Source organism: Actimicrobium sp. CCC2.4 (assembly GCF_034347385.1).
Classification (GTDB): Bacteria; Pseudomonadota; Gammaproteobacteria; order Burkholderiales; family Burkholderiaceae_D; genus Actimicrobium.
On sequence record NZ_CP133777.1, the window covers coordinates 3,144,453 to 3,161,149 of the forward strand.

At 58.5% G+C, this 16,697-nt stretch carries 18 protein-coding genes; 8 read left to right on the top strand and 10 right to left on the bottom strand.

The window, feature by feature from the left end; genetic code table 11:
• Window positions 1–9: 9 nt before the first annotated feature.
• A complete protein-coding gene (gene alr / locus RHM62_RS14415) occupies window positions 10–1,095 on the bottom strand; it encodes an alanine racemase (RefSeq protein WP_322122770.1) in 1,086 nt (361 codons plus the stop codon).
• A 179-nt stretch (window positions 1,096–1,274) separates the two neighbouring features.
• On the opposite strand from alr, the gene lplT reads away from it, so the two are divergent.
• On the top strand, window positions 1,275–2,537 hold the full coding sequence (gene lplT / locus RHM62_RS14420) for a lysophospholipid transporter LplT (protein ID WP_322122771.1): 1,263 nt from the start codon (window positions 1,275–1,277) through the stop codon (window positions 2,535–2,537).
• A gap of 4 nt (window positions 2,538–2,541) precedes the next feature.
• Here the strand turns inward: lplT and RHM62_RS14425 are convergent, their stop codons facing one another.
• Genes RHM62_RS14425 through tsaB form a run of 4 tightly spaced genes read right to left on the bottom strand, consistent with a single transcriptional unit; the run spans window position 2,542 to window position 5,555 of the window.
• Entirely contained in the window at window positions 2,542–3,513 is a 972-nt protein-coding gene (locus RHM62_RS14425) for a DUF1853 family protein (RefSeq protein WP_322122772.1), read from the bottom strand.
• Entirely contained in the window at window positions 3,485–4,360 is an 876-nt protein-coding gene (locus tag RHM62_RS14430) for a uracil-DNA glycosylase (RefSeq protein ID WP_322122773.1), read from the bottom strand. The genes RHM62_RS14425 and RHM62_RS14430 overlap by 29 nt, the downstream gene beginning before the upstream one ends.
• Window positions 4,357–4,848, bottom strand: a complete 492-nt coding sequence (gene rimI, locus RHM62_RS14435; protein ID WP_322122774.1) for a ribosomal protein S18-alanine N-acetyltransferase — start codon at window positions 4,846–4,848, stop codon at window positions 4,357–4,359. The genes RHM62_RS14430 and rimI overlap by 4 nt, the downstream gene beginning before the upstream one ends.
• Window positions 4,845–5,555, bottom strand: a complete 711-nt coding sequence (gene tsaB / locus RHM62_RS14440; protein WP_322125417.1) for a tRNA (adenosine(37)-N6)-threonylcarbamoyltransferase complex dimerization subunit type 1 TsaB — start codon at window positions 5,553–5,555, stop codon at window positions 4,845–4,847. Before tsaB ends, rimI begins: the two co-directional genes overlap by 4 nt.
• A 127-nt stretch (window positions 5,556–5,682) precedes the next feature.
• On the opposite strand from tsaB, the gene RHM62_RS14445 reads away from it, so the two are divergent.
• Window positions 5,683–6,099, top strand: coding sequence for a thioredoxin family protein (locus RHM62_RS14445; RefSeq protein ID WP_322122775.1), 417 nt, complete (start codon window positions 5,683–5,685; stop codon window positions 6,097–6,099).
• Here RHM62_RS14445 and RHM62_RS14450 read toward each other — a convergent pair whose 3' ends face one another.
• Window positions 6,100–8,358: a xanthine dehydrogenase family protein molybdopterin-binding subunit gene (locus RHM62_RS14450; RefSeq protein ID WP_322122776.1), complete on the bottom strand. Its 2,259-nt coding sequence runs from the start codon at window positions 8,356–8,358 to the stop codon at window positions 6,100–6,102.
• Window positions 8,359–8,481: 123 nt separating this feature from the next.
• Between RHM62_RS14450 and RHM62_RS14455 the strand changes: the two genes are divergently transcribed.
• Window positions 8,482–8,988 (top strand): DUF1993 domain-containing protein, encoded by a 507-nt coding sequence (locus tag RHM62_RS14455; RefSeq protein ID WP_322122777.1) that lies wholly within the window; start codon window positions 8,482–8,484, stop codon window positions 8,986–8,988.
• Between the two features lie 73 nt (window positions 8,989–9,061).
• Here the strand turns inward: RHM62_RS14455 and RHM62_RS14460 are convergent, their stop codons facing one another.
• Both RHM62_RS14460 and RHM62_RS14465 read right to left on the bottom strand, forming a co-directional pair.
• Window positions 9,062–10,060 carry a CapA family protein gene (locus tag RHM62_RS14460; protein WP_322122778.1) on the bottom strand — a complete coding sequence of 333 codons (999 nt, stop codon included), beginning with the start codon at window positions 10,058–10,060 and terminating at the stop codon, window positions 9,062–9,064.
• Complete coding sequence (locus RHM62_RS14465) at window positions 10,057–10,416, bottom strand: hypothetical protein (protein WP_322122779.1); 360 nt, start codon at window positions 10,414–10,416, stop codon at window positions 10,057–10,059. Before RHM62_RS14465 ends, RHM62_RS14460 begins: the two co-directional genes overlap by 4 nt.
• A 252-nt stretch (window positions 10,417–10,668) precedes the next feature.
• Between RHM62_RS14465 and RHM62_RS14470 the strand changes: the two genes are divergently transcribed.
• Both RHM62_RS14470 and RHM62_RS14475 read left to right on the top strand, forming a co-directional pair.
• On the top strand, window positions 10,669–11,667 hold the full coding sequence (locus tag RHM62_RS14470; RefSeq protein WP_322122780.1) for a restriction endonuclease: 999 nt from the start codon (window positions 10,669–10,671) through the stop codon (window positions 11,665–11,667).
• 56 nt (window positions 11,668–11,723) lie between these two features.
• A complete protein-coding gene (locus tag RHM62_RS14475) occupies window positions 11,724–12,323 on the top strand; it encodes a MarC family protein (protein ID WP_009666853.1) in 600 nt (199 codons plus the stop codon).
• Here the strand turns inward: RHM62_RS14475 and nhaR are convergent.
• On the bottom strand, window positions 12,305–13,231 hold the full coding sequence (nhaR, locus tag RHM62_RS14480) for a transcriptional activator NhaR (RefSeq protein ID WP_322122781.1): 927 nt from the start codon (window positions 13,229–13,231) through the stop codon (window positions 12,305–12,307). The two genes, RHM62_RS14475 and nhaR, sit on opposite strands and share 19 nt — an antisense overlap.
• Before the next feature lie 125 nt (window positions 13,232–13,356).
• On the opposite strand from nhaR, the gene RHM62_RS14485 reads away from it, so the two are divergent.
• The 3 genes from RHM62_RS14485 (at window position 13,357) to RHM62_RS14495 (ending at window position 15,893) form a co-directional block, all read left to right on the top strand.
• Complete coding sequence (locus tag RHM62_RS14485) at window positions 13,357–14,049, top strand: Bax inhibitor-1/YccA family protein (protein WP_322122782.1); 693 nt, start codon at window positions 13,357–13,359, stop codon at window positions 14,047–14,049.
• Between the two features lie 30 nt (window positions 14,050–14,079).
• Entirely contained in the window at window positions 14,080–14,853 is a 774-nt protein-coding gene (locus RHM62_RS14490; protein ID WP_322122783.1) for a TerC family protein, read from the top strand.
• A 122-nt stretch (window positions 14,854–14,975) separates the two neighbouring features.
• Complete coding sequence (locus RHM62_RS14495) at window positions 14,976–15,893, top strand: LysR family transcriptional regulator (protein WP_322122784.1); 918 nt, start codon at window positions 14,976–14,978, stop codon at window positions 15,891–15,893.
• A 75-nt stretch (window positions 15,894–15,968) separates the two neighbouring features.
• Here RHM62_RS14495 and RHM62_RS14500 read toward each other — a convergent pair whose 3' ends face one another.
• Window positions 15,969–16,697, bottom strand: a complete 729-nt coding sequence (locus RHM62_RS14500; RefSeq protein ID WP_322122785.1) for an ABC transporter ATP-binding protein — start codon at window positions 16,695–16,697, stop codon at window positions 15,969–15,971.

The window sequence follows — 16,697 nt, forward strand, 5'->3', positions numbered from 1 at the left end:
TAGAAAGTGTTAGCGCTCGGTGACGCGCACGCGTGGCGCGATGGCGCACATCAATTCGTAACCAATGGTACCGGCCGCTTGCGCCACCTCGTCAATCGGCAAGCCGTCTCCCCAGAGCGTGACGCAACTGCCGTGGTGAGCCGTCGGGATAGGCGTGAGGTCGACGGTCAGCATGTCCATCGACACATTGCCGACCAGTCGGGTACGCACACCATCGACCAGCACCGGCGTGCCGCTCGGTGCATGCCGCGGATAGCCATCGGCATAACCGCAAGCCACCACGCCAATGGTCATCGGTGTTTCTGCGATGAACCGGCTACCGTAGCCAACCGCATCACCTGGATGAATTTGCTGGACGGCGATCAGTTCGCTTTGCAACGTCATCGCAGAACGCAAGCCGAAAGCACCGGCCGGTGTCGAGGTGTGCGTACCGGGTGTGCCACCGTACAGCATGATGCCGGGGCGAACTTCGTGGCTGCGCATGTCGGCGTGCAGCAATGTCGCTGCAGAATTCGAAATATTCCATGGCGCATCGATTCCGGCGCTGCCGAGCTGGAATCGGCGGACCTGTTCGACGAGGGTCATGGCCGGTGTGTCTGCTGCATCGGCATTGGCAAAGTGCGTCATCAGCGCAATCTTGCCCACCCGGGGATTCGATCGCAGGCGCTGGTAAGCCGCAGCAAAATCCTGCGGCATAAACCCAAGCCGATTCATGCCGCTGTTCATTTTCAGGTGGACGTTCACGGGCGCATCGAAACGGGTTTGCTCCAGCCAGCCGATTTGCTGCGGACAATGGATCGTCAGTTCAAGCCGATGTTGCGCTGCCAACCGGAAATCGATCAGATCAAAACAGCCTTCCAGTAGCAGGATGGGCTTACACCAGCCGAGCTCGCGCAACGCGACGGCGGCCTCGGGCTCCACCAGCGCCAGGCCGTCCGCCGCGCCGAAAGCACGCATGCCGCGCTCCAACCCGTGGCCGTAAGCATTCGCCTTGACGACTGCCCAGGTGATCGCTGCGGGCATGCGCCGGCGCGCTTCCGCCAGATTATGCTGCAACGCAGAAATATCAATAATGGAAACGAGTGGTCTAGGCATACATCCGATAAACAGTGATAAAAATAGTCGAATAAAAGTAGCGTTGATAGCGCTTTAATAAGGCCCTCTCATTTTACCGGAGCCGACCCTCCAAACACTGCCGCAAATTCAGAGTTGCCAACTATTTTCATGGTATAAAGCAAGCCGACATAACCACCATAGCGCCCCTGAGCATGCGTATGAATCGCGGTTTTTACACCATCATGGCAGCGCAGTTTTTCTCCTCGCTGGCCGACAACGCGTTACTGATAGCCGCGATAGCACTCCTGACGGAAATGCACTCCCCGCAATGGATGACACCATTGCTGAAACTGTTTTTTGCGCTCTCCTACATCCTGCTGGCGGCCTTCGTCGGCGCCTTCGCCGACGCGTTACCCAAAGGACGCGTCATGTTCGTCACGAACCTGGTCAAAGTCTTCGGCTGCAGCCTGATGTTTTTCAAGGTGCATCCGCTGCTGGCGTATGCCGTCGTTGGCCTCGGGGCGGCCGCCTATTCTCCGGCCAAATACGGCATCCTGACCGAGTTGCTGCCGGCAGAAAAACTGGTCGCCGCCAACGGCTGGATCGAAGGGCTAACGATTGCCTCAATCATTTTCGGCACAGTGCTGGGCGGATCGCTGGTCAATCCGTCGATTGCCGCCACGCTGCTGGAATTCGACATGCCGCTCATCGATACGGGCATCAACACACCCATCGAGGCGGCGCTCTCGGTCATCGTTCTGTCCTACCTGCTGGCGGCGGTATTCAACCTGAAAATCCCCGATACCGGCGCACGCTACGCCCATCAGGAACGTAACCCCTTCCGTTTGATCGGCGATTTTGCACAGTGCTACCGCTTGCTCTGGAAAGACAAATTGGGCCAGATCTCGCTAGGCGTGACGACCTTGTTCTGGGGAGCCGGTGCGACGCTGCAATTCATTGTTCTGAAATGGGCCGAGAAATCGCTGCATATTCCGCTCGACCAGGCTGCCATCCTGCAAGGTGTGGTAGCCGTGGGCGTCGCTTTCGGCGCTGTCGCGGCCGCGCGTTTTGTCCCGCTGAAAAAGTCGCTGTCAGTCATGCCGCTGGGCGTGGTGATGGGACTGGTGGTGGTGTCGATGACCATGGTGACGACAGTCTGGATTGCCTACCCGCTGCTGATCCTGATCGGTGCATTGTCCGGGTTTTTCGTGGTGCCGATGAACGCTCTGCTGCAACATCGCGGCCATGTGCTAATGAGCGCCGGCCACTCTATCGCCGTCCAGAATTTCAACGAGAACCTGTCGGTCCTGGGCATGCTGGTCCTGTATGCCATCATGATCAAGATGAACCTGAACGTGAACATCGTCATCCTGATGTTTGGCTTGTTTGTCGCCGGCATGATGCTGGTCGTGATGCGCAAGCACAAGCGCAACCAGCAGGAATTCGACTCACTCGCGCTGATCGGCGAGCACAAGCATTGATCGGTCAATCATCGCGATGGCTGGCAATGAAAGCGCGCTGGGCGCGTTGACCTGCACGCTCGCGCCAGTCATCCGGCACGATGAATCCGCGGGAAAATTCCTGAGCAAAGCCGTTGGCCGCGTGCAATAACGACACCAGGACCGGCATCGGATTCTGCGCAAAATGCGCCGCCAGCGCGCTGATCATCTCTGCCTTGTTCAACGGCTGATCCAAGCCGACCTGCAGCGGTGCCAGCCAGGACAACCTCGGCAGCACCATAAAACCATCAGCAGCCAATTGGCCTGCCTCGGCCTGTGCGCACCAGAAACCGCGACAGTGATCCGGACGCACCCCGAGCGCCTGCGCGGGCTGGTCGTTACCGTGATAAAACAGCCAACCTTTGATCAGTGCACAGGCGCGGTCTATCGGTGCCGGCAAATGCACCTGGGCGTCCGGATGCCGGCCAAGCGCGAGCTGGCGCTCGAGGATCTTGCGCATCTTGGTTCCCAGCGTATCGGCCAGGTTGGGTCCGACAAAATAATCGCCGTCAGCACTGCCTTCAAGCAAATACAGCTTGGTCGCAAATTCCCAATGCTCAAGCTGTCCGGCATGGCGCAGCAGATAGTCGAACTCGCCGATGGTCTGATTTTTTCCGGCCTGCACCTGCACGCCATGCGCGACCAGCACGCCTTGCCGGGCAAAGTAAAACGCCAGCAGCTTTTCGGCATAGCGACCGAGTCGTTCGTAAGGCCGCAACGCCAGGTACGCATGTAACTCGTCGGGTGCGCGATCGAGCGCGGCCAACCATGGCGCGAGATCGTCCGCCACTGTCAGCGTGGCGATCTTGCCATGCCATTGCGCGGCGGCCGGGTCAAGCAAGTCGGGTGCATCGAGCAACCAGGCCAGCGCCCGCACGTGCGGGTCGTGCAAGCCCGACCAGCGCGCATGGAAGACTGCCTGGAACCGGTCAGACTGCAAGTTTGCCGTCACTCGCATAGGCCTGCGTGGCCAGGCACAGGTCGCGCCATGACTTGGCCTTGTCCAGTGGTTTGCGTAGCAGGTAGGCGGGATGATAGGTCACTACGACGGGGATGCTGCCGTAGCGGTGGGTGTGTTCGCGCAAGGCAGCAACGGCGATCTTCGGATCGCCACCTAGCAGTGACAGGGCGGCCACCTTGCCCAGCGCGACGATGACGGCAGGCTGGAGCAAGGCGATCTGGCGTTCCAGGTACGGCCGGCAGGCGGCGCTTTCGTCGACACTTGGCGGACGGTCCTTGCCGTCAGCACCAACCGGACGGCATTTGACGGCATTGGCCAGATAATTGTTTTCGCCGCGCGGCAGCTCCAGTGCCAGCAACATATTGTCGAGCAGCTTGCCCGCAGGACCGACGAATGGCTCGCCTTGCTGGTCCTCGACATGCCCCGGACCTTCGCCTACGAACAACCAACCGGGCTTTTGATCACCGGCACCGAGCACTGCCTGCTTGCGGTTCCTGCAAAGCGGACAGCGGGTGCAACTGGCGACAGCGAGTTCGAGTTCCTGCCAGGACATGCGGGCGATGGCGACAGCGCCTTCATCGGCCGGCATTACAAGGATCGGTGCAGCCGCAGCGGCGGCACGCACAGGGACCGATGCATCATCCCAAGCCGAAACGGCTTTATCCTGTTTCGACACCACTGGCGCGGCAACCCCGGCAACCGGTGGCGCCGCCGGCACCGCGATGGCGACCGGCAACGGCACGTCGTCCGACACCACCGTATCCCGTTGCACCCAGACCGGACCAATCCCCAATGCCTGCAAGAACCTGGTACGGCGCGTCAGCCCGCCCGCTGCCGGCGTCATGGCACGAACCGCATCACGATGGCATCTTCGCGTGCGCCGGTATCGGCCGGGTAGTAATTCTTGCGTAGCCCGATCCGCACGAAGCCATAGCGCTCGTACACCACCAATGCACGATGATTCGACGGCCTTACCTCAAGCAGCACCGAGAGCATGCCGAGCTGCTTCGCCAGCGTGATGATTTCAGCCAGTAACAGGCGACCAAGGCCGCGCCCGTGCAAGTCAATCCGCACCGAAATATTGAGCAAATGCGCTTCATCAACCGACAGCATCAGCAAAAAATAACCCAGCAGCACGCCTTGCCCGTCACGCAGCACGCGGGCCTGATAACCGCTGCGGATTGAATCGCTGAAATTACCGCGCGACCACGGGTGCGGATACACCACGTCTTCGATCGCCACGACCTCGTCCAGATCCTGTTCGGTCATTGAACGGAACTGCAGCGACGGATCCTGATAGGGCATCTGCAGCGGGCGGGCGACCAGATTCATGCCGACACCTGCTGGCTTTTCAGCAGGCGCTCGGCGGTGGTCAGTGCAATCTTGTTGCGCAGGTAAATAGGTTGGGCGTCACGGGCGGCGACTTGTGCGCCCGCTACCAGTGCCAGCCGTGCCAGCGAAGCGACCTGCGCAGCATGCGGCATCAGGTCCGCATGGGCATCCTGCATGAACGGCCGGCCGGCAAACGCCTCTGCATAGGCAGACAGTCCATTGCCGCAGGCAGTGACGATACCGATCGGCTGGACGCCATCGGGTGCCGACAGGCAAGGAGCGATGACGACCTCGAGAGTCGGGGTGAGAGTCGGGGTAAAGCGGTATTGCGCCCAGTAGACTTCGCCCATCCTGGCATCCAGCAAGGCCAGTACCGCGCTGGCACCGGTGCTCTCGTGGCAGGCTTGCGCCATCGCTTCGAGCGTGCTGATCGCCACCACCGGACGGTCGGCGCCGAAAGCCAATCCTTGCGCGACACCGCAAGCCGTACGAACACCCGTGAAGGAGCCGGGACCGGCACCAAAGGCAATGGCCGCGCAATCGGCCAGACTGATGCCGGCCTCCTGCAGCACTTGCTGCACCATCGGCAGCAGCGTTTGAGAATGCGTTTGCGCACCGCTGGCAAGCCGGCTCAGGACGGTATCGCCGTGCAGCAGCGCGACGGAGGCAAATTCGGAAGAGGTATCGATGGCGAGTATGGAGGGCATGGCGCGTATTTTACCGCGCACGCCGGCGGGATCGGGCGAATCACTCAATTGCCGATCAGGCCGGCATGCTGGTGACAATGCCCCGACATGCATTACGATGTCGCTTTCGTTATTCGCTTTGTGCTCCATGCCCATCCTGACTCTGAACGCCGATACCCTCCCCCGATTGCAGCAATGGCTGCGCGGCGATGACCTGCTGGTCGCCTGCCTATGTGCCGCCTGGTGCGATGTCTGTCGCGAGTACCGCCCGCAATTCGAGGAACTGGCGGCACTCCACCCCGACAAGCATTTCCTGTGGATCGATATCGAAGACCAGTCCGACTTGCTGGGTGATATCGACGTCGAAAATTTTCCGACCTTGCTGGTCCAGCGTAGTGCGTATGTGGCCTTCTTTGGTAGTGTCCAGCCGGGCATGCAACTGGCGGACCGGCTGGTGCAGGCGCAAGCAGCGCTGTCAGGCGATGAGCTGGCCCGCTTCGCGACCAGCCACGCGCACGAACAGCAATTCCACTTGCAGCGACGTCTGGACGACGCCGCCGCCTGATCAGGTCAAGCGCAGTGGCAAGCTACGCAAGCGGGTGCCGGTCAGCTTGAAAATGGCATTCGCCACAGCCGGTGCAATCGGCGGCAGGCCGGGCTCGCCGATGCCTTCGGGCGCTTCGTTGCTGGCAATGATCACCGTCTCGACCAGCGGTGCCTGATGCATCCGTACGACCGGGTAATTGCTGAAATTATCCTGCTGCACCTTGCCGTCCTGCAGCGTGATTTCGCCGAACAGCGCGGCGCTCAAACCAAAAATCACGGCCGATTCCATCTGCTGGGCGATCAGGTTCGGATTGACCGCGATACCGCAATCGACGGCGCAAACTACCCGGTGCACGACGATATCGCGGGCATTAATCGAGACTTCAGCCACCTCGGCAACGATGCTGCCAAATGACTGATGCAGTGCCACGCCATGCGCGCGACCGCGTGGCGCGGCACCCGCTTTGGCCAGCGCAGCATCCAGCACGGCCAGATGACGCGGATGGTTTTTCAGCAGCTCGCGGCGGAACACGACTTCATCCTTGCCGGCGGCAAGGGCGATTTCATCAATGAAACTCTCGGTAAAAAAAGCATTATGCGAATGCCCGACCGAACGCCAATAACCAAGCGGGACCGGCGTCGGCGCGATCACGTGGGCAATGCGCTGATTCGGGAATTCGTAGGGTAGATCAAATTCACCCTCGACCGTTGTCTTGTCGGGCCCACCGGACGGCAACCCGAAAGTCCGCTTGAGTACCTGCTGCGTAATTGACCCCGATGCCGACTTACAGTCGTAGCCGATCACCTGACCGTTACCGTCAAGTGATGCTGAAAACCGCGCCAGCGCTGCCGGGCGATACATGTCATGCGTGGTGTCTTCTTCGCGCGACCAGATCACCTGTACCGGCGCCCCCGCTGCCGTCATGGCGATCGCTACCGCCTGCGCTACCATGTCGATTTCCAGCCGGCGACCGAAGCCGCCGCCCAGATAAGTGACATGCACGGTAACGTGTTCCTTGCCGACACCCGCCACCTTGGCCGCTGCCGCCACGGCGATACTCGGGACCTGGGTCGATGCCCACACGGTGACCTTGCCATCACGGACCTGAGCAGTGCAATTGATGGGTTCCATCGTCGCGTGCGCCAGCAATGGCGCGCGGTATTCGACCTGTAAAGTCTTGGCCGCCTTACCGGCCAATGCCATGTCGCCGATCGCGTAATACACATAGCCCGGTTCGCTATCGATTTTAGCCACGAGATCATCAAATACATCGGCTGTCTTGAGCGCCGCATTGGGACCGGCGACCCACTTCAGTGGTAACGCCGTGACTGCCTGCTGCGCTTGCCAGAACGATTTGGCAATTACCGCAACGCCAGCCACACCGCCGGCGGCAGCCGAAAAATCCACCACCTGCAGCACGCCCGGCATGGCCCTGACGGCTCCATCGACGAACTGACCGACGCTGCCGCCGATGGTCGGCGACATCCGCACGGCGGCGTAGACCATCCCGGGCGGTCGCACATCAAGCCCGAAGACGGCGCTGCCATCGACCTTGACGGCTGAGTCGCGCCGGGGCTGCGGAGTGCCGATCAATTTGAATTGCGCCGGCTGTCGCAGCGAAATCGTTCCGGGTTTGCTGTGCACGGCCGCTGCGGCCAGCTCGCCGTAAGTTGCCCGCTTGCCATCCGGATGGGTAACCACGCCAGCATCGGTGAGGCACTCGGTAGCCGGCACCTTCCATTGCTGCGCAGCGGCAGCGACCAGCATCGCCCGGGCAGTGGCACCGGCTTCGCGCATCGGGCCCCACGAATCCTTGACGCTGGATGAACCGCCGGTAACCATCAAGCCAAGCTCGCGCGCCACCTTCGCCGTCAACCGTTGGGCACTGCGCTTGATGAGTCCGTGATCATCCGGATGAAAAGGCAAGCCGTCGGCCAGCATCGTGACATTGCCGTAAATTTTGTCGACCGGCGCTTGGATGATGCGCACCATCGACAACGGCACATCGAGCTCTTCGGCCACCAGCATCGGCAGCGCGGTATGCACGCCCTGCCCCATTTCGCTGCGATGCACTGCCACCGTGACGCTGCCATCCCGGCCGATCTTGATCCAGCCATTGAGCGCGATTTCCCCGTCGACGACGGGCAGCGGCGCGCTACCGTCCTGGCGCTGGCGCGGTGGCATCAGGCCCCACCCGACCGTCAGCGCCCCCGTCACACCGAGGGCACCGAGCAGGAAGTAACGACGGGATTTCTTTTTCGGCGGGGTGATCGGCATGGGCTCTCTGTGGTGGTTGTCCGGCCGCCTATCGTACCGCACAATATCGCGCGGCAAGGCACGCCGGTAACGTCACTGCGGCGTCACTGCGTTATGATCCGCAGACTTTTACAGGAGATCAGAATGACTATGTCGATGTACGCCGCTTCCGTTCCGGTTTTCACGCAAATGCTCAACAGTTTGAGCGACTTGCTCGGCAAGGCCGAAGCGCATGCCAACGAGAAGAAAATCGACCCGAATGCCCTGTTACAGGCGCGCCTGTTTCCGGACATGTTTGCGCTGACCCGGCAGGTGCTGATCGCCGCAGATTTTGCCAAGGGCAGTTGCGCGCGACTGGCCGGAGTCGAGGTGCCGAAATACGAAGATACAGAGCAGAGTTTTGCTGACCTCAAGGCACGGATTGCCACAACGCTGGCCTTCATCGGCTCGCTTCCGCAAGCACAGATCGATGGCAGCGAGGAGCGTGACATCACGACCAGCTCGGGTCCGAACAGCAAGTCCTTCAAGGGTCAGACTTACCTGCTGCATTACGCATTGCCGCAATTTTTCTTTCACGTCACCACGGCCTACGCCATCCTGCGGCACAACGGCATTGAAGTCGGCAAACGTGATTTCATTGGTAAATATTGAGCAGGCAAAGATGCAGTGGCTATTGTTCAAACTCACGCCTTGACCCGCACCGGACGGTGTTTGCAACGGATAACTAATCCGGCGCGGACTTCGGGATCATCGTCTTGACACAGGCACTTGCTACAAGTTGTCCCCGCTCCCAGCACGACCCGGCAGCCTTGCGTGCCGGGTACGGTATCCCTTCGGAATTTATCGTGGCGACCACCGTGCGCCAATTGCGCACACCCTGCCGGTCCAGGTCCATCAGCAATAGCCAGCCGGTGTTGTTATCCCGGTCACTGAAACCGTCAAAGACGAAATTGCCAAGACTATAGATGATCGGTTTGTTGCGGTATTGCCCGGTGTCCTGCGTCACATGCGGATGACCGCCGATCACCGCATCGGCACCGGCATCGATCATCAGACGCGCCAGTTCACGCTGACGCTTGCTGGCTGTCGGTTCATGCTCCCAGCCCCAGTGCATGACAGGAATCACCAAGTCGGCATGGTCATGCGTGCGGGCCCGCACAATGTCAAGCCGGACCTGGTCATCGTCACTCCAGGCTATCCCGGGCTTGTCGGTATCGGCTTCAAAACTGCGCGGGAAAAATTCGTTGTAGCTCAGGAAGGCAATGCGCAAACCCTTGCGTTCGACGATCCATGGTCGATGCGCCTGCGCCAGGTCGCGCCCGCCGCCAAAATAGCCGATTTCCTGTCGCTCCAGTAGTCCCAGCATGTCCGCAAATGCCAGCGGGCCGAAATCTCCCGAATGGTTATTGGCCAATGCAACCGCGTCGAAATGGCGTTTGATTACCGGTAACGTGCGGGGATGCGCACGAAAGGTGTAGGGCTTCTCCGGCTGCGGCGACCCCCTGGTGCTGATCACGCATTCGAGGTTACCGATGCGGATATCTGCCGCGGCGAGGATGGCGGCAAATGGCCCGAATGGATCCCGTCCGCTACGGACTACCTTACCCGGTGTTTCGGCAAGCATGATGTCGCCAACAACGGCCACGGAAACCACTGGTTCGGTCGCCTGCGCGCCAGAAGCCAGGCACAGCACGCACAAGAGGATAGCTGCCAGGCGTTTCATGGTGTGATCTCCATCAACATGCACTGGTATTGCATCTCGCGCTCCAGGTAGGGGGCATAGACGTAATTGACACCTGTCTGAAACGTCGGTGGCATTGCCGCTACCGGCGTGCTGTAACGCGCTTCGTGCAACAGTCGAGGCTGACGGGCCGACTGGTCGTAAACATACAGCTTGATGTAATCGATATGCGTTGCATCGCCAACCATCACCGCCTTGAACCGGAAGCGACCGTTGATGTCGATCGCCCGAACCTGGTACGGATTGGCGGTCGGTGTCGCTTCCACCACACGCGTGCTCCCTCCCTGTTCGATCTGGCAGCGCAGCAACGTATTCGCTGATGCTGCAGGTGGAAGCATCAAAGCCGTCATTACTGACACCAGACTGCCATACCGGCCAAAAAAAGAGTCCATACTTGCCTCGCACGAGAGAAAAAGATTCAGCAACACACTTCCGATGCACCGCGTGTTCAAGGGTAACCGAAGCTCGTAGCCATTCGGCAATAAGACCACTTCCTGCACCACAGATTACTTTTTAATAACTTTTTTCACGCCACAGAACAGCAAGCTGTTGGATAATCAGACTCTGTCACTTCCGCCGGAGACAATCCCATGAATCAGGGCAGCCAACGCAATACCGCCTTCCAGATCATTACCCTGTTGATGTTTCTTGTCGGTCTCGCCTATGTCGTGACGCGACTCAAAGTGACCTCGTTGTTCCCGGCACTCACACCGGAACAAATTACCGAGATAGAACAAGCGCTCCTGATCCTCTGGTTGATCTCGTTAGGACTATGGCTTGTCCTGCTAGTGACGCGTCTGCGCAGCAGACGGCCCAGCCGTCGGGGGCGAACCACATCCCTGCGGCAAACCCGCGAATCAACGATGCAGGGACAGTGGCGACAACCGGACATCAATAGCACGTGGGCCAGTACCCACCATGACACGCGCGAACGCATCACCAGCAGCGAACGCCACCCTAGCCTGGTCATGCCGGTGCCAGCGATCGCCATTGAACCTCACCGTCATCACGTCAGCGTGACTACTTCTTTCACAGACTGGAGCGTGGACTTGCTGCAGGAACTGGAATGGCGGCGCTTCGAAGATCTGTGTCGCAGTTATTTCGATACTGTCGGACTGGATGCCCGCCCACTTGACAGCGCGCCTGACAGCGCAGCCAGCCTTCAACTCTGGAAACCGGGATCGACGGCGATGAACGCGATCGCCTGCACCATCGGGGGCCCGGCTGCCATTCAGGTCAACCGGATCCGCGCTTTGCAAGAGGCACGGCAGCGCCACCAGGTTCAGCAGGCATTCCTCGTCGGAGCAGGCAAGTTCAGCAGCGACGCCATTGCAGCCGGAAAAGACCTTGGCATGATTCTGATGGATGGCCCCACCCTGCTCAAGCGCATCCTGACATTACCGCCAGATCAACAGGAAGCGCTGCTGCAACTTGCCGTGAAAGGAGACTTCCGCAGTCCGACTTGTCCGGTGTGCTCGCGCAAGATGAGCTTGCGCAGCGGCGATTTCAAATCCTTCTGGCGCTGCACCGGTTATCCGGAATGCCGCTGCCGCATGACGCCGGACGGTGACGGAATGCTGCGCTCCTGACGCATTGTCGTAACATGCGGCCTGACTCGGCCCTTGACTCTTTTCGTACTGACTTCATGTCCAATACTTTTTTTCAGGCATTTATTCTTCTGTTGCTGGTCACTGACCCGTTTGGCAATGTTCCCTTGTTCGTCAGTGCGCTGCGGGTTGTGCCACGTGAACGTCGCTGGCGCGTCGTGGTTCGTGAATGCCTGATCGCGTTCCTGTTGCTCTTGCTATTCATGTTCTTTGGCCGGCACTTTCTTAATGCATTGCAATTGTCAGAGATTGCACTGCGCATTGGCGGTGGCGTCATCCTGTTTCTGATCGCTTTGCGGATGGTGTTCCCGCAACCGGGTGGCGTGCTCGGTGATAGCGACAGCAGCGGCGAACCCTTTATTGTGCCGCTCGCCATTCCTGCGCTAGCTGGACCTTCTGCGCTGGCGACGGTACTGCTGTTTTCCTCGGACACCACCGCTGATGTCTTGCTGCATGTGGCAGCACTGTCGGCCGTCGCTGTCGTCTGGCTGGCAGTGCTGCTGGGTGCCGAGCGCATGCAGCAAGTACTCGGGGTGCGTGCGATGCTGGCATTTGAACGCTTGATGGGCTTGATCCTGACCGCGATGGCCGTCGAAATGTTGCTAGCCGGGATACGCGCCTACGTGCGCTCCTTGTGACCACCCGTAAGATCCTTGCCGTGGATGGCTGACAGGATGGCCTCAACGGCCGGATGTTTGATCTTGCGTTCGTTTGAGATCGCGTAGAACTGCTCCTTGACGCCCTGCAGCGGACCCACCGGAACCGCACCGAACTGCGCTGCTACATCATCGGCCAGCGCTGACGGTGCCGGAAACAAGCCCAGCCCGTTACGACCGAAAGTATTGAGTAAAGCATTGTCATCGAACTCACCCACCACATCAGCGCGCAGATCCTGCGCCTCAAGCCAGTGATCGATTCTGCCGCGTATCGCATTATTGCGTGTCGGCAGCAACAGCGGCGCGCCTTGCAAACTGGCCGGAAAACCAGCCTCGTATTGCTTTGCCAGCGCCGGCACACCGAACAGCATCAGTTCGCTTTCTCCCAACAAATGACTGAACACCCGCAAGACCGTACCGGCGTGCACCGGGCGATCCGTTAGCACGACATCGAGCTTGTGGACCTTGAGTTCACCGAGCAATGCTTCAAAACGATCCTCGTAGCACACCAGCTTGACCCGCTCCGGCAAGGCCAATGCCGCTGCCAGAAGGCGCGAGGCAATGAGTTTTGGCAACGAATCCGAAATCCCGACTGTCAGGCGCATTGTCCGGCCGACATCGAGGTCAGCCAGCGCATCTTCCATCTGCTCGCCCAACGCAAAAATCTGCTCGGCGTAGCGCATCGCGATGCGTCCGGCCTCGGTCAATACCAGACGCCTGCCCTGCGGTGCGAATAGCGACTTGCCGATAGACTTCTCCAGTAGCCCAAGCTGGGTGCTAATGGTCTGGATAGCCACGCCGAGCCGTTCGGCAGCGCGTGTAATGCTATCCTCCTTGGCAACTACCCAAAAATAGTAAAGATGTCGGAAATTCAGTCCGGTGTTTTTCATGATTCCGCTTTATCGAAGTAAGGCTTCTATTATCTGCGCTTTTTAAATAAAGAAAATCGACTACCCTCAGACAGCCGGTTATTTTTTTACCGGCGTCAGTTTTTTAACATCGGAAGGAACACACCATGAACGATCGCAACTCACTCTTCGGTCGTAGTGCGACGAATGCCGAGCCGGCCAGCAATGTCATCGATAGCGATGCGCGTCGCGTACTACGCAATACCTACATGCTGTTGTCGGCCTGCCTGGCCTTCAGCGCCGTGGCAGCGGGCGCGACAGCAGCGCTCGGCCTGCCTGGACCGGGCATCATCATCACGCTAGTTGGTTACTTCGGCTTGCTGTTTGCAATTACCAAGTACCGCGACCAGGCGCTCGGTGTCGGTTTGCTGTTCGCGCTGACCGGCTTCATGGGATACACGCTAGGGCCGATCATCAGTCGCTATTTGAGCATGCCCAACGGCACGGAAACCGTCATGCTGGCGTTCGGCGGCACCGCATCGATCTTCGTCGCTCTCTCGGCCTACGCCAGAGTTACCAAGCGAGACCTTTCCATGATGGGGGGCTTTCTGACAATCGGTATCCTGGTTGCCTTCCTCGCATCGCTGGCAGGTATTTTCCTGCAAATCCCTGCCTTGTCGCTGACGGTGTCAGCTGCCTTCGTAGTATTGATGTCGGGGATGATCTTGTACGAAACTAACAATATCATCCGGGGTGGCGAAACCAATTATGTGATGGCAACGCTGACTCTGTTTATCTCGATTTTTAACCTGTTCACCAGTCTGTTGCACATCCTCGGATTCGTGAATCGCGAAGACTAAGCCGGCCAATTTTAATCGGGACTTTTATCAATGCTTGAACTTCTTGCCGATCCGCAGATCTGGGTGGCATTTGCCACCCTGACTGCGCTTGAACTGGTGCTGGGTATCGACAACATCATTTTCATCGCCATTCTGGTCGACAAGTTGCCATTGGCCCAGCGAGAGTTTGCCCGCCGTCTGGGCCTATTCCTGGCCATGTTCATGCGTATCGGCTTGCTGATGGTCTTATCCTGGTTGGTTGGATTAACGTCGCCGGTCTTCTCAGTCCTGGATCATGCCGTCTCAGGCCGGGATCTGATCTTGTTATCAGGCGGACTATTCCTGCTCTGGAAAAGTATCGGAGAAATTCATCAATCACTAGAAGGTACCGAAGGTGTCGAATCGTCAGCCGTCAAAGCGACTCTCCAAGCCGTCATCATCCAGATCATCCTGGTCGATATCGTCTTTTCACTGGACTCTATTATCACGGCCGTCGGGATGGTCGATGAAGTCGCCGTAATGATCGCCGCTGTCGTCGCCTCGGTCAGCCTGATGATGTTTTTTGCCGGTCCGATCGGGCGGTTCGTGTCAGCCCATCCGACCATCAAGATGCTTGCGCTGGCATTCCTGGTGGTGATCTCAGTGGTACTGATTGCTGAAGGCTTCGGTCATCACATACCTCGCGGCTATGTCTATAGTGCAATGGTTTTTGCCGTGATGGTCGAGACGCTGAACATCCGTATGAGGCGCAACGCGGCAAAGCCAGTCGAACTGCACGCGTCTTACACAGCAGAAAAAAATTCGGGCCAATCACCGTCGACGTGATTACCGGCACGGGAACAAAGCGGTATACCTATAGCCTGGTATGTCGCTTTTTTTTGTGTGAGCAGTGAAACGAACTACCATCATGCTGCGGCAAGTTTGCACGCAATCACACTACGGATTCCATGGATCAATTCAAGCAACTCTCTACTTTCGTTGAAATCATTGCTAAAGGAAGCTTTTCTGCAGCGGCACGCGCAGAAGGGATCGCCCCCGCAATGATAGGCCGTCGTCTCGATGCGCTAGAAGAACGATTAGGTGTCAAATTGTTGCAGCGCACTACGCGCAAAATTGCATTGACGGCAGAAGGCAGCAGTTTTCTGGAAGACTGCCAGCGCATTCTGGCTGAGCTGGAACAGGCCGAACTGGCGGTCTCGGCAGGCGCACGCGCTGCCAATGGCCACCTGACCATATCTGCACCGGCAGGTTTCGGACGTCAGCACGTGGCTCCGTTACTCCCGTCATTTCTGACAGAACATCGGGAAGTCAGCCTGACACTTAGCCTCAATGACCGCATCGCTGACTTGCTCGTTGAAGGTATCGATGTTGCCATCCGGATCGCAGCGCTAACTGATTCCAGCATGATTGGGGTGAAGCTCGCCGAGAACAAGCGTGTAGTGGTGGCAACGCCAGCGTATTTGAAACGCCATGGAACACCGCAGGCACTGGATCAGTTGACCGGACACAATTGCCTCGCCATCAGCAGCGATGGCAGCCAGCGAGGTTGGACATTTCGCCAACACGGCAAAAACGTAACGATCAAGGTCGCAGGAAACATGGCTTGCAATGACGGCGAAGTACTCCACGACTGGGCTCTCGCTGGAAAGGGATTGTCGTGGCGATCGATGTGGGAAGTTGGAAGCGAAATAGAAGCTGGGCGGCTAGTTACGGTACTTGATGAATTCGCGGCACCCGGCAATGACATCTATGCGGTCTTTGCGCAGCGCCGTCACCTGCCGTTGCGCATACGGGTGTTCATCGATTTCTTGCGGCATGCGTACCAGCGCCCCGATTACTGGCGCATTGCAAGAAACAGCATATAAAAAAGCCCGCATCACCTAGGCAACATGCCAGAGTGAGACGGGCTGATCTTATAGTGCTGAGTTGCTACATTGTTATCAGTGCTGCTGACCTCCCCCGAGGTAGGCTGCCTGCACAGCCGGATCGTTCTTGAGTTTATTGGCTGGACCGTGCACTGAAATACGACCGTTTTCCATCACATAGCCATAGTCCGCGACATTTAACGCAGCCGCCGCAAACTGTTCGACCAACAACATGGTTACTCCACGCTCTTTCAGACTCAAAATAATGCGAAATACTTCTTCAACGAGAATCGGCGCAAGTCCCATCGAGGGTTCGTCGAGCAGGATGACCTCCGGATTCAGCATTACCGCACGTGCCATCGCCAACATTTGCTGCTCACCACCGGACAGCGTACCGGCCAGTTGATGCTGGCGCTCTTTCAACCGAGGAAAAAGTTCAAGTGCTTTTTCAAGATCCTCCTTGATATCACCCCGCGGACGCGCTCCGGTGTAGCGTGGAAATGCCCCCAACAACAGGTTGTCCGTAATACTCATCGTCGAGAATACCCGACGACCTTCCGGGGAATGGGCTAAACCCGCGCGAGCAATCCTGTGCGATTCGAGACCGGTGACATCCTTGCCGGCAAGTTTGACGCTGCCGGATTTCGGTTTGATCATGCCGGAGATGGCGCGCATCGTCGTGGTTTTTCCAGCGCCGTTAGACCCGATTAGTGTGACAACCTTGCCCTTCGGCACTTCAAGTGAAATACCGTGCAGCACTTCCACTTTGCCGTAGGCTGCGTGCAGATTAGAGATGATAAGCAT

What these genes read in the sequence shown, in the direction of transcription:
- RHM62_RS14455 (WP_322122777.1), top strand. Translation starts at nt 8,482, where the DNA reads ATGACTATGTCGATGTACGCCGCTTCCGTTCCGGTTTTCACGCAAATG.
- tsaB (WP_322125417.1), bottom strand. Translation starts at nt 5,555, where the DNA reads ATGCCCTCCATACTCGCCATCGATACCTCTTCCGAATTTGCCTCCGTC.
- RHM62_RS14425 (WP_322122772.1), bottom strand. Translation starts at nt 3,513, where the DNA reads ATGCGAGTGACGGCAAACTTGCAGTCTGACCGGTTCCAGGCAGTCTTC.
- RHM62_RS14470 (WP_322122780.1), top strand. Translation starts at nt 10,669, where the DNA reads ATGAATCAGGGCAGCCAACGCAATACCGCCTTCCAGATCATTACCCTG.
- rimI (WP_322122774.1), bottom strand. Translation starts at nt 4,848, where the DNA reads ATGAATCTGGTCGCCCGCCCGCTGCAGATGCCCTATCAGGATCCGTCG.
- RHM62_RS14475 (WP_009666853.1), top strand. Translation starts at nt 11,724, where the DNA reads ATGTCCAATACTTTTTTTCAGGCATTTATTCTTCTGTTGCTGGTCACT.
- RHM62_RS14495 (WP_322122784.1), top strand. Translation starts at nt 14,976, where the DNA reads ATGGATCAATTCAAGCAACTCTCTACTTTCGTTGAAATCATTGCTAAA.
- RHM62_RS14490 (WP_322122783.1), top strand. Translation starts at nt 14,080, where the DNA reads ATGCTTGAACTTCTTGCCGATCCGCAGATCTGGGTGGCATTTGCCACC.
- RHM62_RS14450 (WP_322122776.1), bottom strand. Translation starts at nt 8,358, where the DNA reads ATGCCGATCACCCCGCCGAAAAAGAAATCCCGTCGTTACTTCCTGCTC.
- RHM62_RS14430 (WP_322122773.1), bottom strand. Translation starts at nt 4,360, where the DNA reads ATGACGCCGGCAGCGGGCGGGCTGACGCGCCGTACCAGGTTCTTGCAG.
- RHM62_RS14465 (WP_322122779.1), bottom strand. Translation starts at nt 10,416, where the DNA reads ATGCTTCCACCTGCAGCATCAGCGAATACGTTGCTGCGCTGCCAGATC.
- alr (WP_322122770.1), bottom strand. Translation starts at nt 1,095, where the DNA reads ATGCCTAGACCACTCGTTTCCATTATTGATATTTCTGCGTTGCAGCAT.
- RHM62_RS14500 (WP_322122785.1), bottom strand. Translation starts at nt 16,697, where the DNA reads ATGCTTATCATCTCTAATCTGCACGCAGCCTACGGCAAAGTGGAAGTG.
- lplT (WP_322122771.1), top strand. Translation starts at nt 1,275, where the DNA reads ATGAATCGCGGTTTTTACACCATCATGGCAGCGCAGTTTTTCTCCTCG.
- RHM62_RS14460 (WP_322122778.1), bottom strand. Translation starts at nt 10,060, where the DNA reads ATGAAACGCCTGGCAGCTATCCTCTTGTGCGTGCTGTGCCTGGCTTCT.
- RHM62_RS14445 (WP_322122775.1), top strand. Translation starts at nt 5,683, where the DNA reads ATGCCCATCCTGACTCTGAACGCCGATACCCTCCCCCGATTGCAGCAA.
- nhaR (WP_322122781.1), bottom strand. Translation starts at nt 13,231, where the DNA reads ATGAAAAACACCGGACTGAATTTCCGACATCTTTACTATTTTTGGGTA.
- RHM62_RS14485 (WP_322122782.1), top strand. Translation starts at nt 13,357, where the DNA reads ATGAACGATCGCAACTCACTCTTCGGTCGTAGTGCGACGAATGCCGAG.